Genomic DNA, 19,810 nt, shown 5'->3' on the forward strand with positions numbered 1-19,810 from the left:
GCTGGCAAGCAGTGCAGCAGTCATTACGGCATAACGTGTCTTCATGAGGTGCTCCTGTTGTCGTGCGGGAAAAGGGTTACGCGTCAAAGTATCGGCGAGCCAGTGCAAACCAGGTTGCGCGGGCGGTAAAGGCGTTCAATATTTCGCCAGCCAAACGCCGGTAATCCAGGGAAACGTAAACCGCGGTGAGTTTCTCTGGTAAAAGTAACCAGATGTGTCAATTTCGCGCTCGCACCCGCGCTGCGGCTGACTTATAATCCCCCGCTCTTGTAAGGGTTATTATTGTGATAGTGAAACGTCCCGTTACCCGCACCATTGCCCGCACGCTCAGCGCGATTGTGCTGCTGTCGCTGTTAACCACCGGCCTGGCGCTGATGACGCTCTCCAGCAGTTTGCGCGATGCCGAAGCGGTGAATGTCGCCGGCTCGCTGCGCATGCAAATCTACCGGCTGGCGTGGGACAGCACGCGCGATCCGCAGCAGCTGGCGCACCATATGCAGCAATATCAGCAGACGCTGGAGTCACCGGCGCTGCAACATCTGGAGCGTCCGTGGGTGCCGATTGAAGTCAGCAGCCGCTACCGCTATCTGCGCGACAGCTGGCCGGTACTGCAGGAGACGCTGCAGCCGGCGCGGGCGCAGGTGTACCAGCAGCGCGTGGCGGGCTACGTCAGTGAGATTGACCGCTTCGTGCTGGCGGTGCAGCACTATGCCGAGCTGAAAATGCATCTGGTGGCCGCCAGCAGCCTGTTCGGCTTTCTGGCGATTGTCGCGCTGGCGCTGTGGAGCATTGGCTTTATTCGCCGCAACGTGGTGCGTCCGCTTGATTCGCTGGTCACCGCCAGTCAATACGTCGAGCAGGCCAACTTCAGTTTTCCGCCGCTTTCCGTGCATCAGCCCAACGAGCTGGGCGTGCTGGCGCAGGCCTTTACCACTATGGCGGAGCGGCTGCATTCGCACTATCGCCTGCTGGAGTGCGCGGTACGCAATAAAACCGAAGATTTAACCCAGGCCAACCGCACGCTGTCGCTGCTGTATGAAAGCTCGCAGATTCTCACCGGCAGCCCGCTCAATCCCGAGCTGTTCCAGGGCCTGCTGCGGCTGGTGCAGCGACGGGAAGCACTGGAGGTGCTGCAAATCGCCAGCGAGGATATCGCCTTCCAGGCCGGCGTGCCCGCCGACGATCTCAGCTGGCAGCGGCTGCCGCTGCAGCAGGAGGAGCAGCGCCTCGGCGAACTGTGCTGGCAAACCCGCCGCGCGCCGCCGGCCGATGAGCTGATGCACAGTCTGGCCAACATGCTGGCGCGTGCACTGTGGATCTGGCAGACGCAGAAGCAGTATCAGCAGATGCTGCTGATTGAAGAGCGCGCCACCATTGCGCGCGAGCTGCACGATTCGCTGGCGCAGTCGCTCTCTTTTCTGCGTATCCAGCTGACGCTGCTGCGGCGTAATGTCGATAGCAGCCAGCCGCAGGCACAGGCGATCATCGCCGATTTTGATCGCGCGCTGGCCGAGGCGTATCAGCAGCTGCGCGAGCTGCTCACCACCTTCCGCCTGAGCATTGAACAGGCCGATTTAGTGCAGGCGATGCAGGCGATGATCGCCCCGCTGCAGGAGCAGTCGCAGGCGGCGATTACCTTTGACTACCAGCCTGGTCTGCAAACGCTGGATGCTCAGCAGCAGGTGCACGTGCTGCAGATTGCGCGCGAGGCGCTGCTCAATGCAATTCGTCACGCACAGGCGCAGCAGATTCAGATTCGCTATCAGCGTGTCGCTGATGATGAGCACCTGCTGACCATCGAAGATGACGGCTGCGGTATCAATAGCGTAGAAGAGCCGCCGGGCCACTACGGGCTGACTATCATGGCCGAGCGCGCGGCGCGTCTCGCCGGCAGCTTACTGATTACCCCGCAGGCGCAGGGCACCTGCGTCACGCTGCGTTTTCCCGCCCGCCCCGCGCACCGGCTGGCTTAACGCATTACACTTAGCAAACGGATTGAAACTCTGGAGAACCTATGGCTCACCCTTCCCTGTCTATTATGATCGTTGACGATCATCCGCTGATGCGTCGCGGTATCCGCCAGTTGCTGGCGCTGGAACCGCGTCTGGAAGTGGTGGCTGAGGCGAATAACGGTACCGAAGCGCTGGCCGAAGCGCGCCGTCTGGCACCGGATGTGATTCTGCTCGACCTGAATATGAAGGGCATGTCCGGGCTGGATACGCTGAAGGCGCTGCGCCACGAGGGCGTCGCGGCACGCATTCTGGTGCTGACGGTCTCCGACGCGCGCAGCGATATTTACGCCATGGTGGATGCCGGTGCCGATGGCTATCTGCTCAAAGACAGCGAACCGGAACTGCTGCTGGCGCAGGTGATGCGCGGCGCACAGGGCGAGAACGTATTCAGTGAGGTGGTGGCAGAATATCTGGCGACCCGCCAGCCCAGCGTCAATCCGTTCAGACAGCTGACCGAGCGCGAACTGGATGTGTTGCAGGAAGTAGCACGCGGCTTATCCAACAAAGAGATTGCCGCCACGCTGCACATTTCGGAAGAAACGGTAAAGGTGCACATCCGCAACCTGCTGCGTAAGCTCGACGTCCGTTCCCGCGTTGCAGCAACGGTGCTGTGGCTGGAGAGTCGCAATGTGTGATTGCGCACATAAAGCTGCTGCGACTTTTACACTTTCTCCATAATTTATCCACGATTCCCTAATTTGCCCCGCGTACAGTAAGCAGCAGCCGGAGTTTTCAGGATCGCCCTTGCACTCCGCCAGCGTGAAGCGCAGCCTGCGGCACGCTTTTACTAATAACAAGTACAAAGTACGCAGCTGAGGAGTGTCGGTTTCATGTCGAACTTTTTTATCGACCGCCCCATTTTTGCCTGGGTGCTGGCTATTTTGCTGTGCCTGTGTGGCACGCTGGCCATTATCTCGCTGCCGGTGGAACAGTATCCGGATCTCGCGCCGCCTAACGTGCGCATCACCGCCAACTATCCCGGCGCATCCGCGCAGACGCTGGAAAACACCGTCACCCAGGTTATCGAGCAGAATATGACGGGGATCGATAACCTGATGTACATGTCCTCCAACAGCAGCAATACCGGCCAGGCGCAGATCACCCTCACCTTTACCGCTGGCACTAACCCGGATGAAGCGCGGCAACAGGTACAGAATCAGCTGCAGAGCGCGCTGCGCAAACTGCCAGCGGCGGTGCAATCGCAGGGCGTCACGGTAAACAAAACCGGCGACAGCAACATTCTGATGATTGCCTTTGTCTCCACCGACGGCAGCATGGATAAACAGGATATTGCCGATTACGTTGCCAGTAATATTCAGGATCCGCTCAGCCGCATCGACGGCGTCGGCCAGGTCGATGCCTACGGATCGCAATACGCGATGCGCATCTGGCTCGATCCCAATAAGCTGATTAACTACGCGCTAACCACCGACGATGTGGTCAGCGCCATCGAATCGCAGAACACCCAGGTGGCGGTCGGCCAGGTCGGCGGGTTGCCGTCGGTGGACAAACAGGCGCTGAACGCCACGGTTAACGCCCAGTCGATGCTACAGACGCCCGCGCAGTTTCGCGCCATTACGCTGAAAACCAACACCGACGGTTCAGTGGTGACGCTCGGCGACGTGGCCACCATCGCCATGGGCGCCGAAAAGTATGACTTTCTGAGCCGCTATAATGGCCAGCCGGCATCCGGTCTCGGCATCAAGCTGGCCTCCGGCGCTAACGAGATGAACACCGACAAGCTGGTGCGCGCCCGTGTTGCCGAACTGGCGCAATACTTCCCGCACGGGCTGGAAGCCAAAGTGGCGTTTGAAACCACGCCGTTCGTCAAAGCCTCCATTAAGGACGTGGTGAAAACCCTGCTGGAAGCGATCCTGCTGGTGTTTCTGGTGATGTACCTGTTCCTGCAAAACTTCCGCGCCACGCTCATTCCCACCATTGCTGTGCCGGTGGTGCTGCTCGGTACCTTTGCGGTGCTGTACGCCTGCGGCTTCAGTATTAACACCCTGACCATGTTCGCCATGGTGCTGGCCATCGGGCTGCTGGTGGATGATGCCATCGTGGTGGTGGAGAATGTCGAGCGCATCATGAGCGAAGAGGGATTATCGCCGCGGGCCGCCACGCGTAAATCGATGGGGCAGATTCAGGGCGCGCTGGTGGGCATCGCGCTGGTGCTGTCAGCGGTGTTTGTGCCGATGGCGTTCTTTGGCGGCACCGTGGGCGCTATCTATCGCCAGTTCTCCATCACCATTGTCTCGGCGATGGTGCTGTCGGTGCTGGTGGCGATGATTCTGACGCCCGCGCTGTGCTCCACGCTGCTCAAACCGCTGGCGCAGGGCCAGCACCATGGCCGGCGCGGATTTTTCAGCTGGTTTAACCGTCACTTCAATGCCAGCGCCGAACGCTACGAGCGCGGTGTGGCGCGCATTCTGCTGAAGAGCGGCCGCTGGCTGCTGCTCTACCTGGCGATTATCGGCGTGATGGCATTCCTGTTTATTCGTCTGCCTACCTCCTTCCTGCCGCTGGAAGATCGCGGCGTATTTCTTACTCAGGTACAACTGCCGCCGGGCTCGACGCTGCAGCAAACCTCGCAGGTGGTGGCAAAGGTTGAGGATTATTACCTGACTGCCGAGAAGGACAATGTGCTGTCGGTGTTCTCCACCATTGGTGCCGGTCCGGGCGGTAACGGACAAAACGTGGCGCGCCTGTTTGTGCGTCTGAAGGACTGGGAGCAGCGGCCAGGTCGCGATCGCACCTCGTTTGCCATCATCGATCGCGCCACCGCAGCCTTCAAAAAGATCAAAGAGGCACGCGTTATCGCCAGCAGTCCACCGGCGATAACCGGCATGGGCAGCTCCTCCGGCTTTGATATGGAGTTGCAGGATCACGGCGGCATCGGGCACACCGAGCTGATGGCGATGCGCGATCGGCTGCTGGCGCTGGCCGACAACAATCCGGCGCTGTCGCGCGTGCGCCACAACGGACTCGACGACAGCCCGCAGCTGCAGATTGATGTCGACCAGCGTAAAGCGCAGGCGCTCGGCGTGTCGCTGGATACCATCAATGACACCCTGACCACCGCCTGGGGCTCAACCTATGTGAATGATTTTCTCGACCGCGGCCGCGTGAAGAAGGTCTACGTCCAGGCCGCACCGGAATTCCGCATGCTGCCAGGCGACATCAACAAATGGTATGTGCGCAACAACAGCGGCGGCATGGTGCCGTTCTCCGCCTTCGCCACCAGCCACTGGGAGACCGGTTCACCGCGTCTTGAACGCTATAACGGCTATTCGTCGCTGGAGATTGTCGGCGAGGCGGCTAACGGCGTCAGCAGCGGCACGGCGATGGATGAGATGGAGAAGCTGGTGGCGCAGCTGCCGCTCGGCGTTGGCTTCCAGTGGACTGGTGCCTCCTATCAGGAACGTCTCTCCGGCTCGCAGGCGCCGGCGCTGTATGCGATTTCGCTGCTGGTAGTGTTCCTGTGCCTCGCGGCGCTGTACGAGAGCTGGTCGATTCCGTTCTCGGTGATGCTGGTGGTGCCGCTGGGCGTGGTGGGCGCGCTGGTCGCCACCTGGCTGCGCGGACTGGAGAATGACGTCTACTTTCAGGTCGGCCTGCTGACGGTGATTGGCCTGTCGGCGAAGAATGCGATCCTGATCGTCGAGTTCGCCAATGAGATCAACAGCAAAGGGCGTGAACTGCTGGAGTCGACGCTGGAGGCATCGCGGCAGCGCCTGCGGCCGATTCTGATGACGTCGCTGGCCTTTATTTTCGGCGTGCTGCCGATGGCGATCAGCAGCGGTGCCGGTTCCGGCAGCCAGCATGCGGTCGGTACTGGCGTGATGGGCGGCATGATCTCCGCCACGGTACTGGCGATCTTCTTTGTGCCGCTGTTCTTTGTGCTGGTGCGCCGCCGCTTCCCGCTGCGGGCAAAGCCGCACGACTGAGGCTAAATCCGGACAAATAAAAAGCCGCCATGATGAATGGCGGCTTTATTGATGTGTGCGGTAAGAATAACAGCAAGTTGGGAAGTGCCCTGCTTTTCTCTTCACGAATTACTTACGTAACATCGCTTCGATAAATTCTTTCCAGTTCCCCAGTTCGTGTTCAACCATAATACCCTCTCTTCTTGTAGTGGCGATTTTACGCCGTTTTTTTCTACAGGTGAATACGTTTCCACCTCTCATCACTATCGGCAACCACCGCAGAAAGCTTGAATTTGCCGAAACTGCGGACTGACGCACATTTCAGCAACCTGTTAATGCAACTCACAAAAGTGCGGACTTAATCCGCCAGGCCCGTTTTTGCCGCCTAAGATAATTCTTAGATCGCTAATGATGCCGCAGGCGACAATTTCGCAGGTAAGTGAAAGCGTTTACTGGCCCTGATTAGCGTCGTTTATTGGCGTCGCGGCGAGATGAAAAACAGCGCCGCTGCGCGTCTGACCTCACAGCCCACGGCGCGCTATGGTAAACTCGCGCTTTATTTAACACAGGACGGGAATACGCGATGACAGCGCAGTGGGTGATGTACGGAATTAAGAATTGCGACACCATAAAAAAAGCACGCAACTATTTGAGCACTTCCGGCATCGACTTTCATTTTCATGATTATCGCGCTGACGGGCTGGATGCGGCGCTGCTGCAATCCTTCATCGACCAGCTGGGGTATGACGTGCTGCTGAACACGCGCGGCACCACCTGGCGTCAGTTGCCGGAAGCGGAACGCGATGCCATCCGCGATGCGGCCAGCGCCAAAGCGCTGATGCTGGCGCACCCGGCGCTGATCAAACGTCCGGTGCTGGCGGCGCCAGACGGTACATTGCTGGTGGGTTTCAAAGAACCCGTTTATCACGCCTTTATCCAGGAGAAGTCATAACATGTTCTGTCCGGTTATTGAGCTGGCTCAGCAGCTTATTCGTCGCCCCTCGCTTAGTCCGGATGACGCCGGTTGCCAGGCCATGTTAATTGCGCGCCTGGAGGCGATTGGTTTCGACGTCGAGCCGATGCACATTGGCGATACGCTTAACTTCTGGGCCACGCGCGGCCAGGGCGAAACGCTGGCTTTTGCCGGGCACACTGATGTGGTGCCACCGGGCGATGCCAACCGCTGGATCAGCCCGCCGTTTGAACCTTCGATTCGCGACGGCATGCTGTTTGGCCGTGGCGCTGCAGACATGAAAGGCTCGCTGGCGGCGATGGTGGTGGCGGCCGAGCGCTTCGTTGCTGCTCATCCCAATCATGCTGGCCGGCTGGCGTTTCTCATCACTTCCGATGAAGAAGCCAGCGCCGTCAACGGTACGGTAAAAGTGGTTGAGCGCCTGATGGCGCGCAATGAACGTATGGATTACTGCCTCGTCGGTGAACCGTCGAGCACCGAAGTGGTCGGCGACGTGGTGAAGAATGGCCGTCGCGGCTCGATGACCGCCAATCTGACCATTCACGGCGTGCAGGGCCACGTGGCTTATCCGCATCTGGCCGATAATCCGGTGCATCGCGCGATGCCGGCGCTTAACGAGCTGGTGGCGACCGAGTGGGATCAGGGCAATGAGTTCTTCCCGCCGACCAGCATGCAGATCGCCAACGTGCAGGCGGGAACCGGCAGTAACAATGTGATTCCTGGCGAGTTTTTCGTGCAGTTTAACTTCCGCTTCAGCACCGAACTGACCGATCAGATGATCAAAGATCGCGTGGCGGCGCTGCTCGATCGCCACCAGCTGCGCTATACGCTGGAGTGGAATGTGTCCGGTCAGCCATTCCTGACTTCACGCGGCAAGCTGGTGGATGCCGTCGTCAACGCCGTGGCACACTATAATGAGATCAAGCCGCAGCTGTTAACCACCGGCGGCACCTCTGACGGGCGTTTTATTGCCCGCATGGGCGCACAGGTGGTGGAGCTCGGCCCGGTGAATGCCACTATTCATAAGATCAATGAGTGCGTGAAAGCCTCGGATTTGCAGCTGCTGAGCCGGATGTATCAGCGCATTATGGAACAGCTGATCGCCTGATGGCACCTTGAAGGAGAAACCTCATGGAATGGTTAAAAGAGTACTGGTGGGTGATTGTGATTCTGCTGATGGTGGGCGTGCTGATGAACGTCTACAAAGACCTGAAGCGCATCGATCATAAAAAATATATGGATAACAAACCGGATCTGCCACCGCATCGCGATTTCAACGATAAGTGGGACGATGACGACGACTGGCCGAAGAAGAAGTAGTCGCCGCTGATCGTTTAGCGTACAAGGTCGCCCTGCACGGCGACCTTTGTTTTATGGCGCGCCGGTCTCACACCATCATCACCACATCATCGTCGCCCGGCTTCGCCCCGCTCAGCGCCTCATCAAAATAGCGGCGCGGCACGGTATAGCGCAGGTGATTCAGCGCCAGCTGCATGCTGCGTTCATCAATTGCGTGCGGCAGATCGTCAACGATATCCAGCGTCACATCGCCGCCCAGCGCGGTTAAGCGCTGCATCGCCGCTTCCGCATGCTGCATCGGCACCTGCTCGTCATAATCGCCGTGAATCAGGTGGATAGTGTTGCGCGTACTGGCCTGCTCCGGCAGCGTGACGTAGCGGCCGCTAAAGGCCACCACGCGTCCCGCCAGATCCGGCTGGGCTTTTACGCCTTCCAGCACCATGGTGCCGCCCTGCGAAAAACCGACCAGCGCGGTGGCTTCCGGCCGCACGCCGCTCTGCTGCTGCCAGTGACGCACCGACTCGACAAAGGACGGCATCACCGCATCCACGCCCTGCTGCTGCGAGCGGTCGTGTTCCGGTATCTCGGCATACCACTGGCGGCCCTGCGGCGCGCTGGCCGGATAAGGTGCGCCCACCGACACCACCTGCGCCTGCGGAAACGCCTGCGCGAACCAGCTGCCAATCTGCGCCATCGAATCGGGGTTGTCGTTCACGCCGTGATACAGCAAAAACAGCTGCGCGGCGTTATCCGGTTGCTGAACAATTACATATCGTAGTGCCATAACGTCCTCCTCAAATCACTATACGCCGCTGACGGCAAAGTGATATTGGGAAAATTTGAACGAGATAATGGATTTATTGCAATGTGCCGAGGCGCTGCTGCCAGTGCTGCGCGGCGGCGGCATCCAGCGTGATGAGTGCGTCAGCCGCCTCCGCGCGCAGCCTGAGCATCAGCGCTTTACGCCCGCTCACGCCGGCCAGCCGTGCCGCTTCACTCAGCGTTTGTTTTTGTTGCAGTATGGCACACAGCAACGGTGGCGATGCGACACCCGCCAGCCGCTGCAGCACCGCATAGCTGGCTTCATAGGGCCGCTGCGCCCAGGCAAACGCGGCCAGCAGCGGCCAGTCGTCGGCGCTGAGGGATTGATGGTCGGCGGACGACAGGGTCAGCGGCACCGCGATCAGCTTTTGCAGCCACGGCCAGTCGCGCGCCAGACGCTGCGCGGCGCGCTGCTGCAGGGCTTCACCGGCTGGCGTCAGCGCACAAATCGCCATCGCCGCATAGCAACCGCTACTGGCTTCGCGCTGTGAACCGATACGCACCAGCGTAAAGCCGCAGGCACGCCAGAACTGCCACAGCGCTGCGGTGTAGCCAAAGCTCACCGACAGATAATCCGCGCCCTGCGCCTGCTGCCGCGCCGTCGCCACCAGCGCGCGACCGATGCCGCGCTGGCGCTGTGCGGCCTGCACGGCGATGCGGCTGATGCGCAGCGAACGTAACGTCGCCGCTTCAGTAAAACCGGCATGTGCCGCTAATGACTGCGCCACCAGATTGCCGCGCGGACGACGTGAGCCGGCCCACACCGCCTGCGCTAGTGCGGCATCCAGCCCGCCCTCTTCCACCAGCCACAGCGCGCCGGTGACCTGCTGTGGCTGCCCGGCCAGCCAGAAATGCATGCCGGGCGCATCCAGCATACGTCGCAGATCGAGCGGCGAGGTACGATAGTGGGCGCTCGCCAGCAGACGATAGCCAGCCTGTAAGGCGCCGGCGTGCTGCGCGGGCGTGGCGGCAAAAATCGCTGTCTGCGCGGGTGCGTCGCAGGCTTCGGCCTCAGCAAACAGCAGCGCCGCACTCAGCCACTGCTCCAGCGGATCCTGCGCCGACCAGCGCAGCGGCTCATCCAGCTGGAAGTAGCGCACCTGCGGCAGCGTGGCGCAGAAGCGCAGCATGAAACCGCGCCCGGTACCTTCGTAGCCCTGCACCGTGGTGGTCAGCAGAACGCGCGGAAACCGCTGCACCAGCTGCTGTAACAGCGGCGCGGGGATGGCCGCGGCCTCATCCACAATCAGCCATTCTGCCAGCGGCTGAGCCTCCTGCGGCTGAGCGAGAATCGCATCCGGGGCCATAAAGCTAAACTGCTTAGCGGCGAACTGAGCCAGCACCTCCGTCGCGGCTTTGGCCGGCGCCGTCACCAGCGCGCTTTGCGTCTGGCGCGCCAGCATTCCCGCCAGCGCCGATTTGCCGCGACCGCGCGGGGCGATGATCACCGCGACACCGGGCGGCATGGCGCACAGCTGGCGGACAATCTGCGCCTGCTGCTCGGGGGCGCGACACTGCCACGGCGCGAAGGGCTGCGCCGCCGGCAGGCGCGGCGTCTGGTGCTGACGCAGCAGCATCACCTGCGCATCCTGCAGGATATGCTGTTGCAGATGGTGGATGAAATGCGGCGTGGCGATGGGCTGGTCGACATCGGCCCAGCGCAGGCTGTCGCGATCGGGTTGCGCCGGCCAGGCGTTCCAGTCAGGCGTCAGTATCAGCAGCCAGCTGCCGGCCCGCAGCGTCCCGGCCAGCGCAGCGAACGCTTCCGCGTGAAAGCCGTGGCGCGCATCGAAAATGGCATGCCGGAATTCCCGGCCCAGCAGGGTACGCAGCGCTGCAGGCGCGACGCGCTGCGGGAAGTCATCGCTGTCGCTGACCGTTAACCAGTCACCTGGCAGTGCGGCCTGCCATGTGGCCGCTTCCTGGCGCGCCCAGCCAGCCTCACCGGCAATCACGCACAGACGGCGGATACCGGCTTGCTGCATCGCTGCCGTCAGTTCAGCGTGCAACATCAGTTACTGGCGAAGGTGTTGCACTGGCCTGGATTGCCGCTGTCAAAACCGCGTTTGAACCAGGTGTAGCGCTGCTGAGAAGTGCCGTGAGTGAAGCTGTCCGGCACTACGCGCCCCTGACTTTGCTGCTGCAGACGATCGTCGCCAATCGCCTCGGCGGCGTTCAGCGCTTCCTGCACATCGCCCACCTCAAGAATGTTCTCCTGCTGCATATAGTGACCCCAGACGCCAGCAAAGCAGTCCGCCTGCAGCTCCATCTTCACCGACAGCTGGTTCACCTGCGCCTGCGTGGCGCCCTGCTGCATCTGGCGCACTTTGGGTTCGATCCCCAGCAGTTTCTGCACGTGATGCCCCACTTCGTGGGCGATGACGTAACCCTGGGCAAAATCACCCCCGGCTCCGAGTTTGTTTTTCATGTCGTCATAGAAAGAGAGATCGATATATACCGTCTGATCGGCCGGGCAGTAGAACGGCCCCATTGCCGACTGGCCGGTACCGCAGTTAGTGCGCGTCGCACCGCGATACATCACCAGCTTTGGCGGCGCGTATTGTTTGCCCATCTGCTGGAACAGTTTGCCCCAGGTATCTTCGGTGGTGGCGAGGATCACCGAGGTGAATTTGGCCGCCTCGTTATCCTGCGCCGAATTGACCTGACGCTGCTGCTGTTGCGACACCGGCGCGCCGCCTTCCAGCAGCGCGGTGAGGTCGTAGCCGTAATAGCCAGCGACCGCGACCACAATCAGCAGAATAATGCCGCCCTTGCCGCGCGGCAGACGAATCTGGCGTCCGCCAGAACTAAAACCCGGCGAATCGCCGCGACGATCTTCCACATTGTCGCTTTCACGACGCCCTTGCCAGCGCATGGCCTGCTCCTGTTATCAATGACTTTTGCATGATTTTAGTTGGCGGCAGAGGTTAGTACCAGCAATGCGATGCCAGCGGAGCGAGATTGCGCGCAGGGCGCAGCGTGAAGGCCGTAAACAGACGATAAAAAAGGCCGCCAGCCAGGGCGACCTTCATGCGCTGAAAGGTTTGCGTCCGAACTACCGTGACGCACACCGGCAGAAGCTTAGTCCAGTTTGACACCCAGACGGTGTGCCACTTCTTCGTACGCTTCGATCAGGCCGCCGAGGCTCTGACGGAAACGGTCTTTGTCCATCTTGTCCATGGTCTCTTTGTCCCACAGACGCGCGCCGTCTGGCGAGAATTCGTCGCCCAGCGTCACTTCACCTTTGAACAGACCAAACTCCAGCTTGAAGTCCACCAGAATCAGACCGGCATCATCAAACAGTTTGCTCAGCACTTCGTTGGCTTTGAAGGTCAGCTCCTGCATACGCGCCAGGTTAGCCTTGCTCACCCAGCCAAAGGTTTCGCAATACGATTCGTTGACCATCGGGTCATGTTTGGCGTCATCTTTCAGGAAGAGATCAAACAGCGGTGGATTGAGCAGCATGCCCTCTTCCACGCCCAGACGTTTCACCAGCGATCCGGCCGCCCGGTTGCGCACCACGCACTCTACCGGCACCATCTCCAGCTTTTTCACCAGCGCTTCGTTATCAGAAAGCAGCGCTTCCATCTGGGTCGGAATGCCCGCTTCCTGCAGTTTGGTCATGATGAAATGGTTGAACTTGTTGTTCACCATGCCTTTACGATCAAACTGCTCGATTCGTGCACCGTCTCCTGCTGACGTATCGTTGCGGAATTCAAGTACCAGCAGATCCGGATTGTCGGTGCTGTATACGGTTTTCGCTTTACCGCGATACAACTCAGCTCGCTTTTGCATCTTGTTAACTCCAAACATGAAATAACCCGTGTTCAGCGGTGTTTCACCGCGCGATGACTGCCTGACGCAATCGTTTACCTCGCCGGGCGCTATTATGCCAAAACCAAAACAAAAAGGCCGGAGAATCTCCGGCCTTTATTGCATTTATTTGTTCAGTGCGCCCTGCAGGACCGCCACCAGCGCATCATTCTGCGCCTGGGTGAGTACGTGTCCTTTCGGATCGATGAACTGCAGGCTGCTGCGGTTATCGAGATCGCCCACCTGCAACTTGTAGTCGCCGTTTGGCAGTTCCGGATCTTTCGCGCCGATGGCGTCAAACGCGCTGCTGCCCGGCTGCTTGTAGGTCACTTTCAGACTGCCCTGCGAGCGGTTGTCATCGGTAACTTCCATGCCCATACGCTTCAGCGCCGCCGGCAGACGCTGCCAGGTGACGTTAAACGGTGAGCGCAGCACCAGCAGTGGCAGGCCGGTGTCGTCCGCGCCGCTCTGGACATCAATCTGTCCGCTGGCACGTCCGGCAGCCGCATCCTGGCTGGCGGTATCGATCTTATCCAGACCGGTGCTGATGTCATTCAGCATCTGACCGGTATAGCGCTGAACCTGGACCGGCGTGGTGACCGTCTGGCCCTGCTGCTGCAGTTCCAGCAGACGTACGGTCAGCACCTGCTGATAGCCCTGGTTCTGCACGCTGATCTGGTAACGGCCGCGATACTGGTTATCTTCGTCAGCACGGTTCCACTGTACCCAGTCGGTGGTGAGCTGCTGCGCCGCATCATCACGCTGGGCAACCGGGAATTTGTACGACTGCACCACGTTCACCACCTGCGACCAGATGGAGCCACGGCTGCTGTCAACCGCCAGCACGCCGGTGTTACCGGTGAACTGCGCGCGGGTGCCGTTCATCAGCGCCAGCGGCTGCGCCGGTGGACGGATGTCGAGCTCTTTACCCAGCGCGCCTTTCGCCACGCTGTGCGGCACATCGTAATCACCATTCTGCAGCGGCAGAATCATGCCCGCCGGGGCTTTTAAATCATGCAGTTCAGGCGCCTGCAGGTAAGATTCATCACCGCTGACCTGGCGCTTATAACGCTGATCGCTGGAACAAGCTGTTAGCAGCATCAGGGTGGAGAGGCCCACCACGGTTGCCAGCGTCGAGCGCTTAACTGAATAACTCATTGATTCTCCCTAAATTATCGCAGACCCGCCTGGATCAGCGCCTGCGCGGTTTTCGCCTGACCGGCTTCGGTCAGCGGCGTCATCGGCAAGCGCAGCGTGTCATCGGCGATCAATCCTAGCTGTTTCGCGGCCCATTTCACCGGAATAGGATTCGGTTCACAGAAAAGCGTCTGGTGCAGGTGCATCAGACGCTGATTCAGGCGACGCGCTTCGGCAAATTTGCCCTCTTGTGCCAGCGCACAGAGTTCAACCATTTCACGTGCTGCAATATTAGCCGTGACCGAAATAACGCCTTTGCCGCCCAGTTGCATGGAGTCCAGCGCTGTCGCGTCATCACCGCTGACAATAATGAACTCATCTCCAACCAGCTGTTGGATCTGCGAAATACGCGATAAGTTCCCGGTGGCCTCTTTGATTCCGATAATATTTTTGATTTCAGCCAGGCGGGCAACGGTTTCCGGCAGCATGTCACAGCCGGTACGTGACGGGACGTTATACAGCATCTGGGGCAGATCGGTGCTTTCGGCGATCGCTTTGAAGTGCTGGTACAGACCTTCCTGCGTCGGACGGTTGTAGTACGGGGTCACGGTGAGGCAGCCGACTACGCCGGTGCCGGTAAAGCGTTTTGTCAGAGAGATCCCTTCGGCGGTGGCATTCGCGCCGGTCCCGGCAATCACGGGAATGCGGCCATCGGCCAGCTCCAGGGTTTGCATCACCACATCGCCATGCTCTTCATGGCTGAGGGTCGCGGATTCGCCGGTGGTGCCAACAGAAACAATCGCCGCCGTACCGCTGGCGACATGATAATCAATCAGTTTTTTCAGACTTGCGCGGCAGACATCACCTTTTTCATTCAAAGGCGTAATGAGCGCAACAATACTTCCGGTGAACATGGGCTATCCCCTCGACAAACAAGTGCCTCATGTTACGTTTTCCGCCGAAAGAAAAGCAAGCGAGCCACGCCATTACCGCGCTTGTCAGCAGTTTTTTTTATGTTTACCTTATGGTTATTAGCGAACGTACAGGAAACGCCATTTTGCCGCAGTCACAGCCGCACCATCTGGTGATCACCGCTCTGGGCGTTGATCGTCCGGGTATCGTCAATACCATTACCCGCCACGTCAGCAGCTGCGGTTGCAATATTGAAGACAGCCGCCTGGCGATGCTGGGCGACGAGTTCACCTTTATTATGCTGCTCTCCGGCAGCTGGAACGCCATTACCCTGATTGAATCGACCCTGCCGATGAAGGGGGCCGAGCTGGAACTGCTGATCGTGATGAAGCGCACCAATGCGCGCGTGACGCCGCCGATGCCCGCTACCGTCTGGGTACAGGTAGAAGTGCCGGACTCACCGCATATCATCGAACGCTTCACCGATCTGTTCGATAAACACCAGATGAACATCGCCGAGCTGGTGTCGCGCATTACGCCCGCCCAGGACGACGCGCCGCCGGTGCTCTATATTCAGATGACCGCGCACAGCCCGGCGAATCATGCCAGCGCACCGTTTGAGCAGGCTTTCCATCGGCTGTGCGAAGAACTGCATGCACAAGGTTCAATTCGCCTCTATAGTGTCACCGACGACGCGCACAGCGCCGTCTGAATCAGGCTCCGGGTTATTCCGCCACACACTCTGCCGCGCTGGCATACCGTGTAGTGAAATAACCCTGAGGTAAACTCCACCTGGCGCTTTTGCCGCTGATGGTGTATTACCCACAGCATGAAGAAAAAAATGGAGAGTTGTGATGAATCCACTGAAAGCCGGTGACACCGCACCGAAATTTAGCTTGCCCGATCAGGATGGCGAACAAGTAAATTTGGCCGACTTCCAGGGACAGCGCGTTCTGGTCTATTTCTACCCGAAAGCCATGACGCCGGGCTGCACCACGCAGGCCTGTGGTCTGCGCGATAACATGGATGATTTAAAGAAGGCGGGCGTGGAAGTGCTGGGCATCAGCACCGACAAGCCGGAAAAACTGTCTCGCTTTGTCGAGAAAGAATTGCTCAACTTCACCCTGCTGTCGGATGAAGATCATCAGGTTTGCGAGCAGTTTGGCGTCTGGGGTGAGAAAACCTTTATGGGGAAAACCTACGACGGCATTCACCGCATCAGCTTCCTGATTGGCGGCGATGGCAAAGTGGAGAAGGTGTTCGACGATTTTAAAACCTCGAACCACCACGATATCGTGCTCGATTACCTGAAATCAGCCTGATTACCAACGGGTGCCAGCCAGGCACCCGTTTTTTTATCCTGCTGTGACGCTGCGCGGTTAATAGCGCGAAACCGTGCTGGCCAGCGCTTCCTGCCCGGCGATCACCACGCAGTTACGTCCGGCGTTTTTCGCCTGATACAGCGCATCATCGGCCTGCTTCAGAATCTGTTCCTGACTGCCGTGCGTCGGCTGCCAGCTGGCGATACCAATCGAAATCGTGATCTGCCCGACCGGATCAATCCAGCCGCCGGCAATGCTGGTGCGCACGCGCTCCGCAATCACCCGCGCTTCATCAGGGGCGGTGGCGGGAAGCAACATCAGAAACTCCTCGCCGCCGTTGCGGCACACCACATCGGTCTGACGCGCGCTCTGGCGCAGCGTGCGCGCCACCTGTTTGATCACCTCGTCGCCAACATCATGCCCGAAGTTATCATTCACCCGCTTGAAATGGTCAATATCCAGCGCCAGCACGGCAAACGGCTGCTGCATGGTATCGAAATAGTCGAGCACCGCGCTCAGGCCGCGGCGATTGAGCAGGCTGGTCATGGGATCGCTCTGCACCTCTGACTTGAGCCGGCCGATTTTATCCTGCACCAGACCAATGCCGGTGAGCAGCGCGCGCTTCACCTGCGCCGCTTCAAAGTACCAGGCGCGGATCACGCCAATTTCACCGGAAACGCCCTGGGTATCCATCTGGCTGGCTTTGCGCGCCAGCTGCCACAGTGGCAAGGCAATCAGCCGGGCCAGAATCACCGCCACCAGCAGCGTCAGCAGCGCAAACGGCACCGAATTCTTCAGCACCTGGAGCAGCAGCCCGGAGAGCGGCGCCAGCGTGACGTTTGTCGGCTTGAGCGCCACCACCATCCAGCCGGTGGTGGGCACCACAGCGTAGCCCGCCAGCTTCGCCGTACCCTCTTCCGTCAGCTGAACTTCGCCATTGCTGTGCTCCTGGCGCTGACGATCGCTGACGATGCCCGGCACGTTTTTGCCAATCAGCTGATTGTTCTGGTGATACAGCACGCGGTTGTCGCGATCCAGCACGTAAACATGGGTGCCGTCACGATAGTACTGCTCGCCGAGCAGCACGTTGAGAATGCTCTTTTTCTTCAGATAAATAGTGCCGCCTACGTAGCCAAGATAGCGCCCATCGGTGCTCCATACCGGCCAGGAAACAAACACCAGCAGGTTATTGGTGGCAGAAATGGTGGGCCGGCTGACCATCGGCTGACGCTGCGCCAGCGCTTCGCGCGAAGACTGGCTGGTGAGCTGCATGCCTTTCAGCATCAGCGATTCCGGCGAAATGGCTTTAATCACGCCGTTGCTGTCGACAATCGCCACCGAGTTAAAACTGCTGGTCTGTTCGCGCAGTCGGTTCACTTCCTGCTGCAGCAGTTCGGGATTATCGAAATCTTTACCCAGCTGATTGGCGCTGTAGTGCAGCTGCGACTGCGCCAGCTGGAAAAACACTTCGGTGGTGGCCGCCAGTTTGGTGGCGTAAGCGCGATTGGCTTCGAGGGTGCTTTCGATCAGCACCATGCGCTGTACGCGCCAGGTAGCGTACAGCGTATTAGCCAGTGTGATGACGATACTGGTGATCGCCAGCAGCGCAATCAGCGTGCGCAGATCAGTTTTTGGCCGGATGCGCGTTAACATGGCGCAACCGCCCTGGTGAGTAGCTTCATAAGTTAGCGTGCCTGACTATCTTGTTATAATTGGAGGTGTTTACCCTGGTGAGGTAACAGACAATTGTACACCTCTGAGCCAAATTGACTACGACGCAGACCCTCAGGAACGCTTTTTTATTGTGCTATTACTGGTGCTAATCAATTAAACCCTGCGCATCGTAAAACGGCCACGGTCCTGGATAATCGCCGATTGCACACAGATGCGTAGTCATCCCCTGCTGCGGCTGCCAGCGATGCAGCAGAAAACCGGGCGGTTCCAGCACAAAGTTCGCCGGACCGTGGTCACGCAAATCCAGTGCCACCTGATGCGACACACCAGGCGCCACGCAGGCCAGCGTGCCGGCAAAACGCGCCTGCACCGAGCGGTGCAGGTGACCGCTCAGCACCCGTTCCACCTGAGGATGCTGACCAATAATGGCAGCCAGCGCCGCCGGATTGCGCAGCGGCTGCCGATCCATATGGCCAATGCCGCTCAGGAACGGCGGATGATGCAATAGCACCAGCGTCGGCAAATCAGGCTCACGCGCCAGCTGCTCTGCCAGCCATTGCAGCTGTGCGTCATCGACGTAGCCCCACGGCTGATGCGGTACGCTGGAGTCGAGCGCCAGCAGCTGCAGATGATTCACACGCATCTGCCAGTTGAGCGTTTCGCCGTGCTGCAGGTAATGATGCTCAGGAAACGCGGCGCGCAGTTGCTGGCGATCGTCGTGATTGCCCGGCATCAGCAGGAACGGCAGCTGCAGATGGCGCAGCGCCTCGCGCAGCGTCTGGTACTCTTCCGCAGTGCCAAAATCCACCAGGTCGCCGGTAATCACCACCGTATCCGGTCGCGGCACCAGCTGATTCAGCGTGTCGATCACCCGCAGCAGCGCAGCGTGCGTATCCACTTTTTTATAGGAGAGACGGCCATCGGCCTTGATGTGTAAATCGCTGATTTGCGCAATCAGCGTCATTGCGTCAGTCACAACAGCTCCTTATCAGGCAGAAAAGTGCAGCGCGGCATCCTGCGCCAGCGTCCAGCTTACCGGCTGGCCGGCGTGCCAGGCTTCGCGCGCGTGGCGATCAACCTGGATCGGCGCCGCCAGCCCGATATCAATGCTCAGCCGCTGCGCAGCGCCGAGAAAGGTGGTGCCGAGGATAAAACCAGGGCGCGCGTAGCGCTGGTCCGCCGCCAGCAGCACATCTTCAGGGCGGCAGAAATGCTGCGGATTACCGCGCGCATCGACCCCGACACAGTTAATCGCGCCGACAAAATCCGCGACAAACTGTGACGCCGGGCGCTGGTAAATATTTTGCGGCGTATCGATCTGCACCAGACGTCCCTGCTCCATCACCGCAATGCGATCGCCCAGCGCCATCGCTTCCTGCTGATCGTGCGTGACGTACACGGCAGTGATCGCCAGCTGTTTCAGCAGCGCGCCAATCTCCAGCCGCAGCCGGTCGCGCAGGCGCGCATCCAGCGCCGCCAGCGGCTCATCAAACAGCAGCACCTTCGGACGCGCCGCCAGCGCACGCGCCAGCGCTACGCGCTGCTTTTGACCGCCCGACAGCTTGTCGATGCTGCGCTGCGCCAGCGCGCTGAGATCCACCAGGGCCAGCATCTCCTGCACGCGCGCGTCGCGTTCGGCGCGCGCCACGCCCTGCACTTTCAGGCCGTAAGCGACGTTCTGCGCCACGTTGAGATGGGGAAACAGCGCGTAGTTCTGGAACACCATGCCCACGTTGCGTTTCTCGATCGGCAGCGCTGTCACGTTACGATCGTCAAACCACACTTCGCCGCCGTCGTCACAGCGCTCCAGGCCACTGATGATGCGCAGCGTGGTGGTTTTGCCACAGCCGGACGGACCGAGCAGCACCAGGGTTTCGCCAGGCTGCACCGTCAGATCGAGCGGCTGCAGCGCCAGCTGGT

17 protein-coding genes are annotated in these 19,810 nt (G+C 59.7%); 8 read left to right on the forward strand and 9 right to left on the reverse strand.

All coding sequences use genetic code 11. The features are described from left to right. Nucleotides 1–284: 284 nt before the first annotated feature. The 6 genes from narQ to ERD80_RS19990 all read left to right on the forward strand — a co-directional run bounded on the left by narQ (nt 285) and on the right by ERD80_RS19990 (nt 8,231). Nucleotides 285–1,973: a nitrate/nitrite two-component system sensor histidine kinase NarQ gene (gene narQ, locus ERD80_RS19960; RefSeq protein ID WP_136548280.1), complete on the forward strand. Its 1,689-nt coding sequence runs from the start codon at nt 285–287 to the stop codon at nt 1,971–1,973. A gap of 41 nt (nt 1,974–2,014) precedes the next feature. Further along, entirely contained in the window at nt 2,015–2,647 is a 633-nt protein-coding gene (locus tag ERD80_RS19965) for a response regulator (RefSeq protein ID WP_031279800.1), read from the forward strand. 195 nt (nt 2,648–2,842) lie between these two features. Next, a complete protein-coding gene (gene acrD, locus ERD80_RS19970; protein ID WP_136548282.1) occupies nt 2,843–5,959 on the forward strand; it encodes a multidrug efflux RND transporter permease AcrD in 3,117 nt (1,038 codons plus the stop codon). A 562-nt stretch (nt 5,960–6,521) separates the two neighbouring features. Next, nucleotides 6,522–6,890: an ArsC family reductase gene (locus ERD80_RS19980; RefSeq protein WP_021508043.1), complete on the forward strand. Its 369-nt coding sequence runs from the start codon at nt 6,522–6,524 to the stop codon at nt 6,888–6,890. A 1-nt stretch (nt 6,891) separates the two neighbouring features. Beyond that, a complete protein-coding gene (gene dapE, locus ERD80_RS19985; RefSeq protein ID WP_127834421.1) occupies nt 6,892–8,019 on the forward strand; it encodes a succinyl-diaminopimelate desuccinylase in 1,128 nt (375 codons plus the stop codon). 23 nt (nt 8,020–8,042) lie between these two features. Further along, entirely contained in the window at nt 8,043–8,231 is a 189-nt protein-coding gene (locus ERD80_RS19990; protein ID WP_021508042.1) for a YpfN family protein, read from the forward strand. A 67-nt stretch (nt 8,232–8,298) separates the two neighbouring features. Here ERD80_RS19990 and ypfH read toward each other — a convergent pair whose 3' ends face one another. The 6 genes from ypfH to dapA form a co-directional block, all read right to left on the reverse strand. Continuing rightward, nucleotides 8,299–8,994, reverse strand: coding sequence for an esterase (ypfH, locus tag ERD80_RS19995; protein WP_021508041.1), 696 nt, complete (start codon nt 8,992–8,994; stop codon nt 8,299–8,301). 73 nt (nt 8,995–9,067) lie between these two features. Beyond that, nucleotides 9,068–11,044, reverse strand: a complete 1,977-nt coding sequence (locus ERD80_RS20000) for a GNAT family N-acetyltransferase (RefSeq protein WP_136548284.1) — start codon at nt 11,042–11,044, stop codon at nt 9,068–9,070. After that, nucleotides 11,044–11,907 carry a neutral zinc metallopeptidase gene (locus tag ERD80_RS20005; protein WP_136548285.1) on the reverse strand — a complete coding sequence of 288 codons (864 nt, stop codon included), beginning with the start codon at nt 11,905–11,907 and terminating at the stop codon, nt 11,044–11,046. The genes ERD80_RS20000 and ERD80_RS20005 overlap by 1 nt, the downstream gene beginning before the upstream one ends. Before the next feature lie 206 nt (nt 11,908–12,113). After that, nucleotides 12,114–12,827 (reverse strand): phosphoribosylaminoimidazolesuccinocarboxamide synthase, encoded by a 714-nt coding sequence (gene purC / locus ERD80_RS20010; protein ID WP_031279423.1) that lies wholly within the window; start codon nt 12,825–12,827, stop codon nt 12,114–12,116. A 144-nt stretch (nt 12,828–12,971) separates the two neighbouring features. Continuing rightward, nucleotides 12,972–14,003: an outer membrane protein assembly factor BamC gene (gene bamC, locus ERD80_RS20015; RefSeq protein ID WP_021506605.1), complete on the reverse strand. Its 1,032-nt coding sequence runs from the start codon at nt 14,001–14,003 to the stop codon at nt 12,972–12,974. Between the two features lie 14 nt (nt 14,004–14,017). Beyond that, nucleotides 14,018–14,896: a 4-hydroxy-tetrahydrodipicolinate synthase gene (gene dapA, locus ERD80_RS20020; RefSeq protein ID WP_021506604.1), complete on the reverse strand. Its 879-nt coding sequence runs from the start codon at nt 14,894–14,896 to the stop codon at nt 14,018–14,020. Between the two features lie 140 nt (nt 14,897–15,036). Here dapA and ERD80_RS20025 point away from each other — a divergent pair, with 140 nt between their 5' ends. Together ERD80_RS20025 and bcp are read left to right on the forward strand one after the other, a co-directional pair. Then, nucleotides 15,037–15,606 carry a glycine cleavage system transcriptional repressor gene (locus ERD80_RS20025; protein ID WP_195910929.1) on the forward strand — a complete coding sequence of 190 codons (570 nt, stop codon included), beginning with the start codon at nt 15,037–15,039 and terminating at the stop codon, nt 15,604–15,606. A gap of 142 nt (nt 15,607–15,748) precedes the next feature. Further along, nucleotides 15,749–16,216 (forward strand): thioredoxin-dependent thiol peroxidase, encoded by a 468-nt coding sequence (bcp, locus tag ERD80_RS20030; protein ID WP_021506602.1) that lies wholly within the window; start codon nt 15,749–15,751, stop codon nt 16,214–16,216. Nucleotides 16,217–16,273: 57 nt separating this feature from the next. On the opposite strand, the gene ERD80_RS20035 is transcribed toward bcp, so the two are convergent. The 3 genes from ERD80_RS20035 to ERD80_RS20045 all read right to left on the reverse strand — a co-directional run bounded on the left by ERD80_RS20035 (nt 16,274) and on the right by ERD80_RS20045 (nt 19,805). Beyond that, nucleotides 16,274–17,869, reverse strand: a complete 1,596-nt coding sequence (locus ERD80_RS20035) for a sensor domain-containing diguanylate cyclase (protein WP_136548287.1) — start codon at nt 17,867–17,869, stop codon at nt 16,274–16,276. Between the two features lie 166 nt (nt 17,870–18,035). Next, nucleotides 18,036–18,866 carry a phosphodiesterase gene (locus tag ERD80_RS20040; protein ID WP_125309159.1) on the reverse strand — a complete coding sequence of 277 codons (831 nt, stop codon included), beginning with the start codon at nt 18,864–18,866 and terminating at the stop codon, nt 18,036–18,038. A gap of 12 nt (nt 18,867–18,878) precedes the next feature. Beyond that, nucleotides 18,879–19,805: an ABC transporter ATP-binding protein gene (locus ERD80_RS20045; protein ID WP_248295884.1), complete on the reverse strand. Its 927-nt coding sequence runs from the start codon at nt 19,803–19,805 to the stop codon at nt 18,879–18,881. Nucleotides 19,806–19,810 lie beyond the last annotated feature (5 nt).

It is taken from the genome of Pantoea sp. R102, assembly GCF_004916815.1.
Lineage (GTDB): Bacteria > Pseudomonadota > Gammaproteobacteria > Enterobacterales > Enterobacteriaceae > Pantoea > Pantoea dispersa.

Coding starts and splice junctions, on each gene's coding strand:
- dapA (WP_021506604.1), bottom strand. CDS start 14,896: ATGTTCACCGGAAGTATTGTTGCGCTCATTACGCCTTTGAATGAAAAA.
- purC (WP_031279423.1), bottom strand. CDS start 12,827: ATGCAAAAGCGAGCTGAGTTGTATCGCGGTAAAGCGAAAACCGTATAC.
- ERD80_RS19990 (WP_021508042.1), top strand. CDS start 8,043: ATGGAATGGTTAAAAGAGTACTGGTGGGTGATTGTGATTCTGCTGATG.
- ERD80_RS20035 (WP_136548287.1), bottom strand. CDS start 17,869: ATGTTAACGCGCATCCGGCCAAAAACTGATCTGCGCACGCTGATTGCG.
- ERD80_RS19980 (WP_021508043.1), top strand. CDS start 6,522: ATGACAGCGCAGTGGGTGATGTACGGAATTAAGAATTGCGACACCATA.
- bcp (WP_021506602.1), top strand. CDS start 15,749: ATGAATCCACTGAAAGCCGGTGACACCGCACCGAAATTTAGCTTGCCC.
- dapE (WP_127834421.1), top strand. CDS start 6,892: ATGTTCTGTCCGGTTATTGAGCTGGCTCAGCAGCTTATTCGTCGCCCC.
- bamC (WP_021506605.1), bottom strand. CDS start 14,003: ATGAGTTATTCAGTTAAGCGCTCGACGCTGGCAACCGTGGTGGGCCTC.
- acrD (WP_136548282.1), top strand. CDS start 2,843: ATGTCGAACTTTTTTATCGACCGCCCCATTTTTGCCTGGGTGCTGGCT.
- ypfH (WP_021508041.1), bottom strand. CDS start 8,994: ATGGCACTACGATATGTAATTGTTCAGCAACCGGATAACGCCGCGCAG.
- ERD80_RS20005 (WP_136548285.1), bottom strand. CDS start 11,907: ATGCGCTGGCAAGGGCGTCGTGAAAGCGACAATGTGGAAGATCGTCGC.
- ERD80_RS20000 (WP_136548284.1), bottom strand. CDS start 11,044: ATGTTGCACGCTGAACTGACGGCAGCGATGCAGCAAGCCGGTATCCGC.
- ERD80_RS19965 (WP_031279800.1), top strand. CDS start 2,015: ATGGCTCACCCTTCCCTGTCTATTATGATCGTTGACGATCATCCGCTG.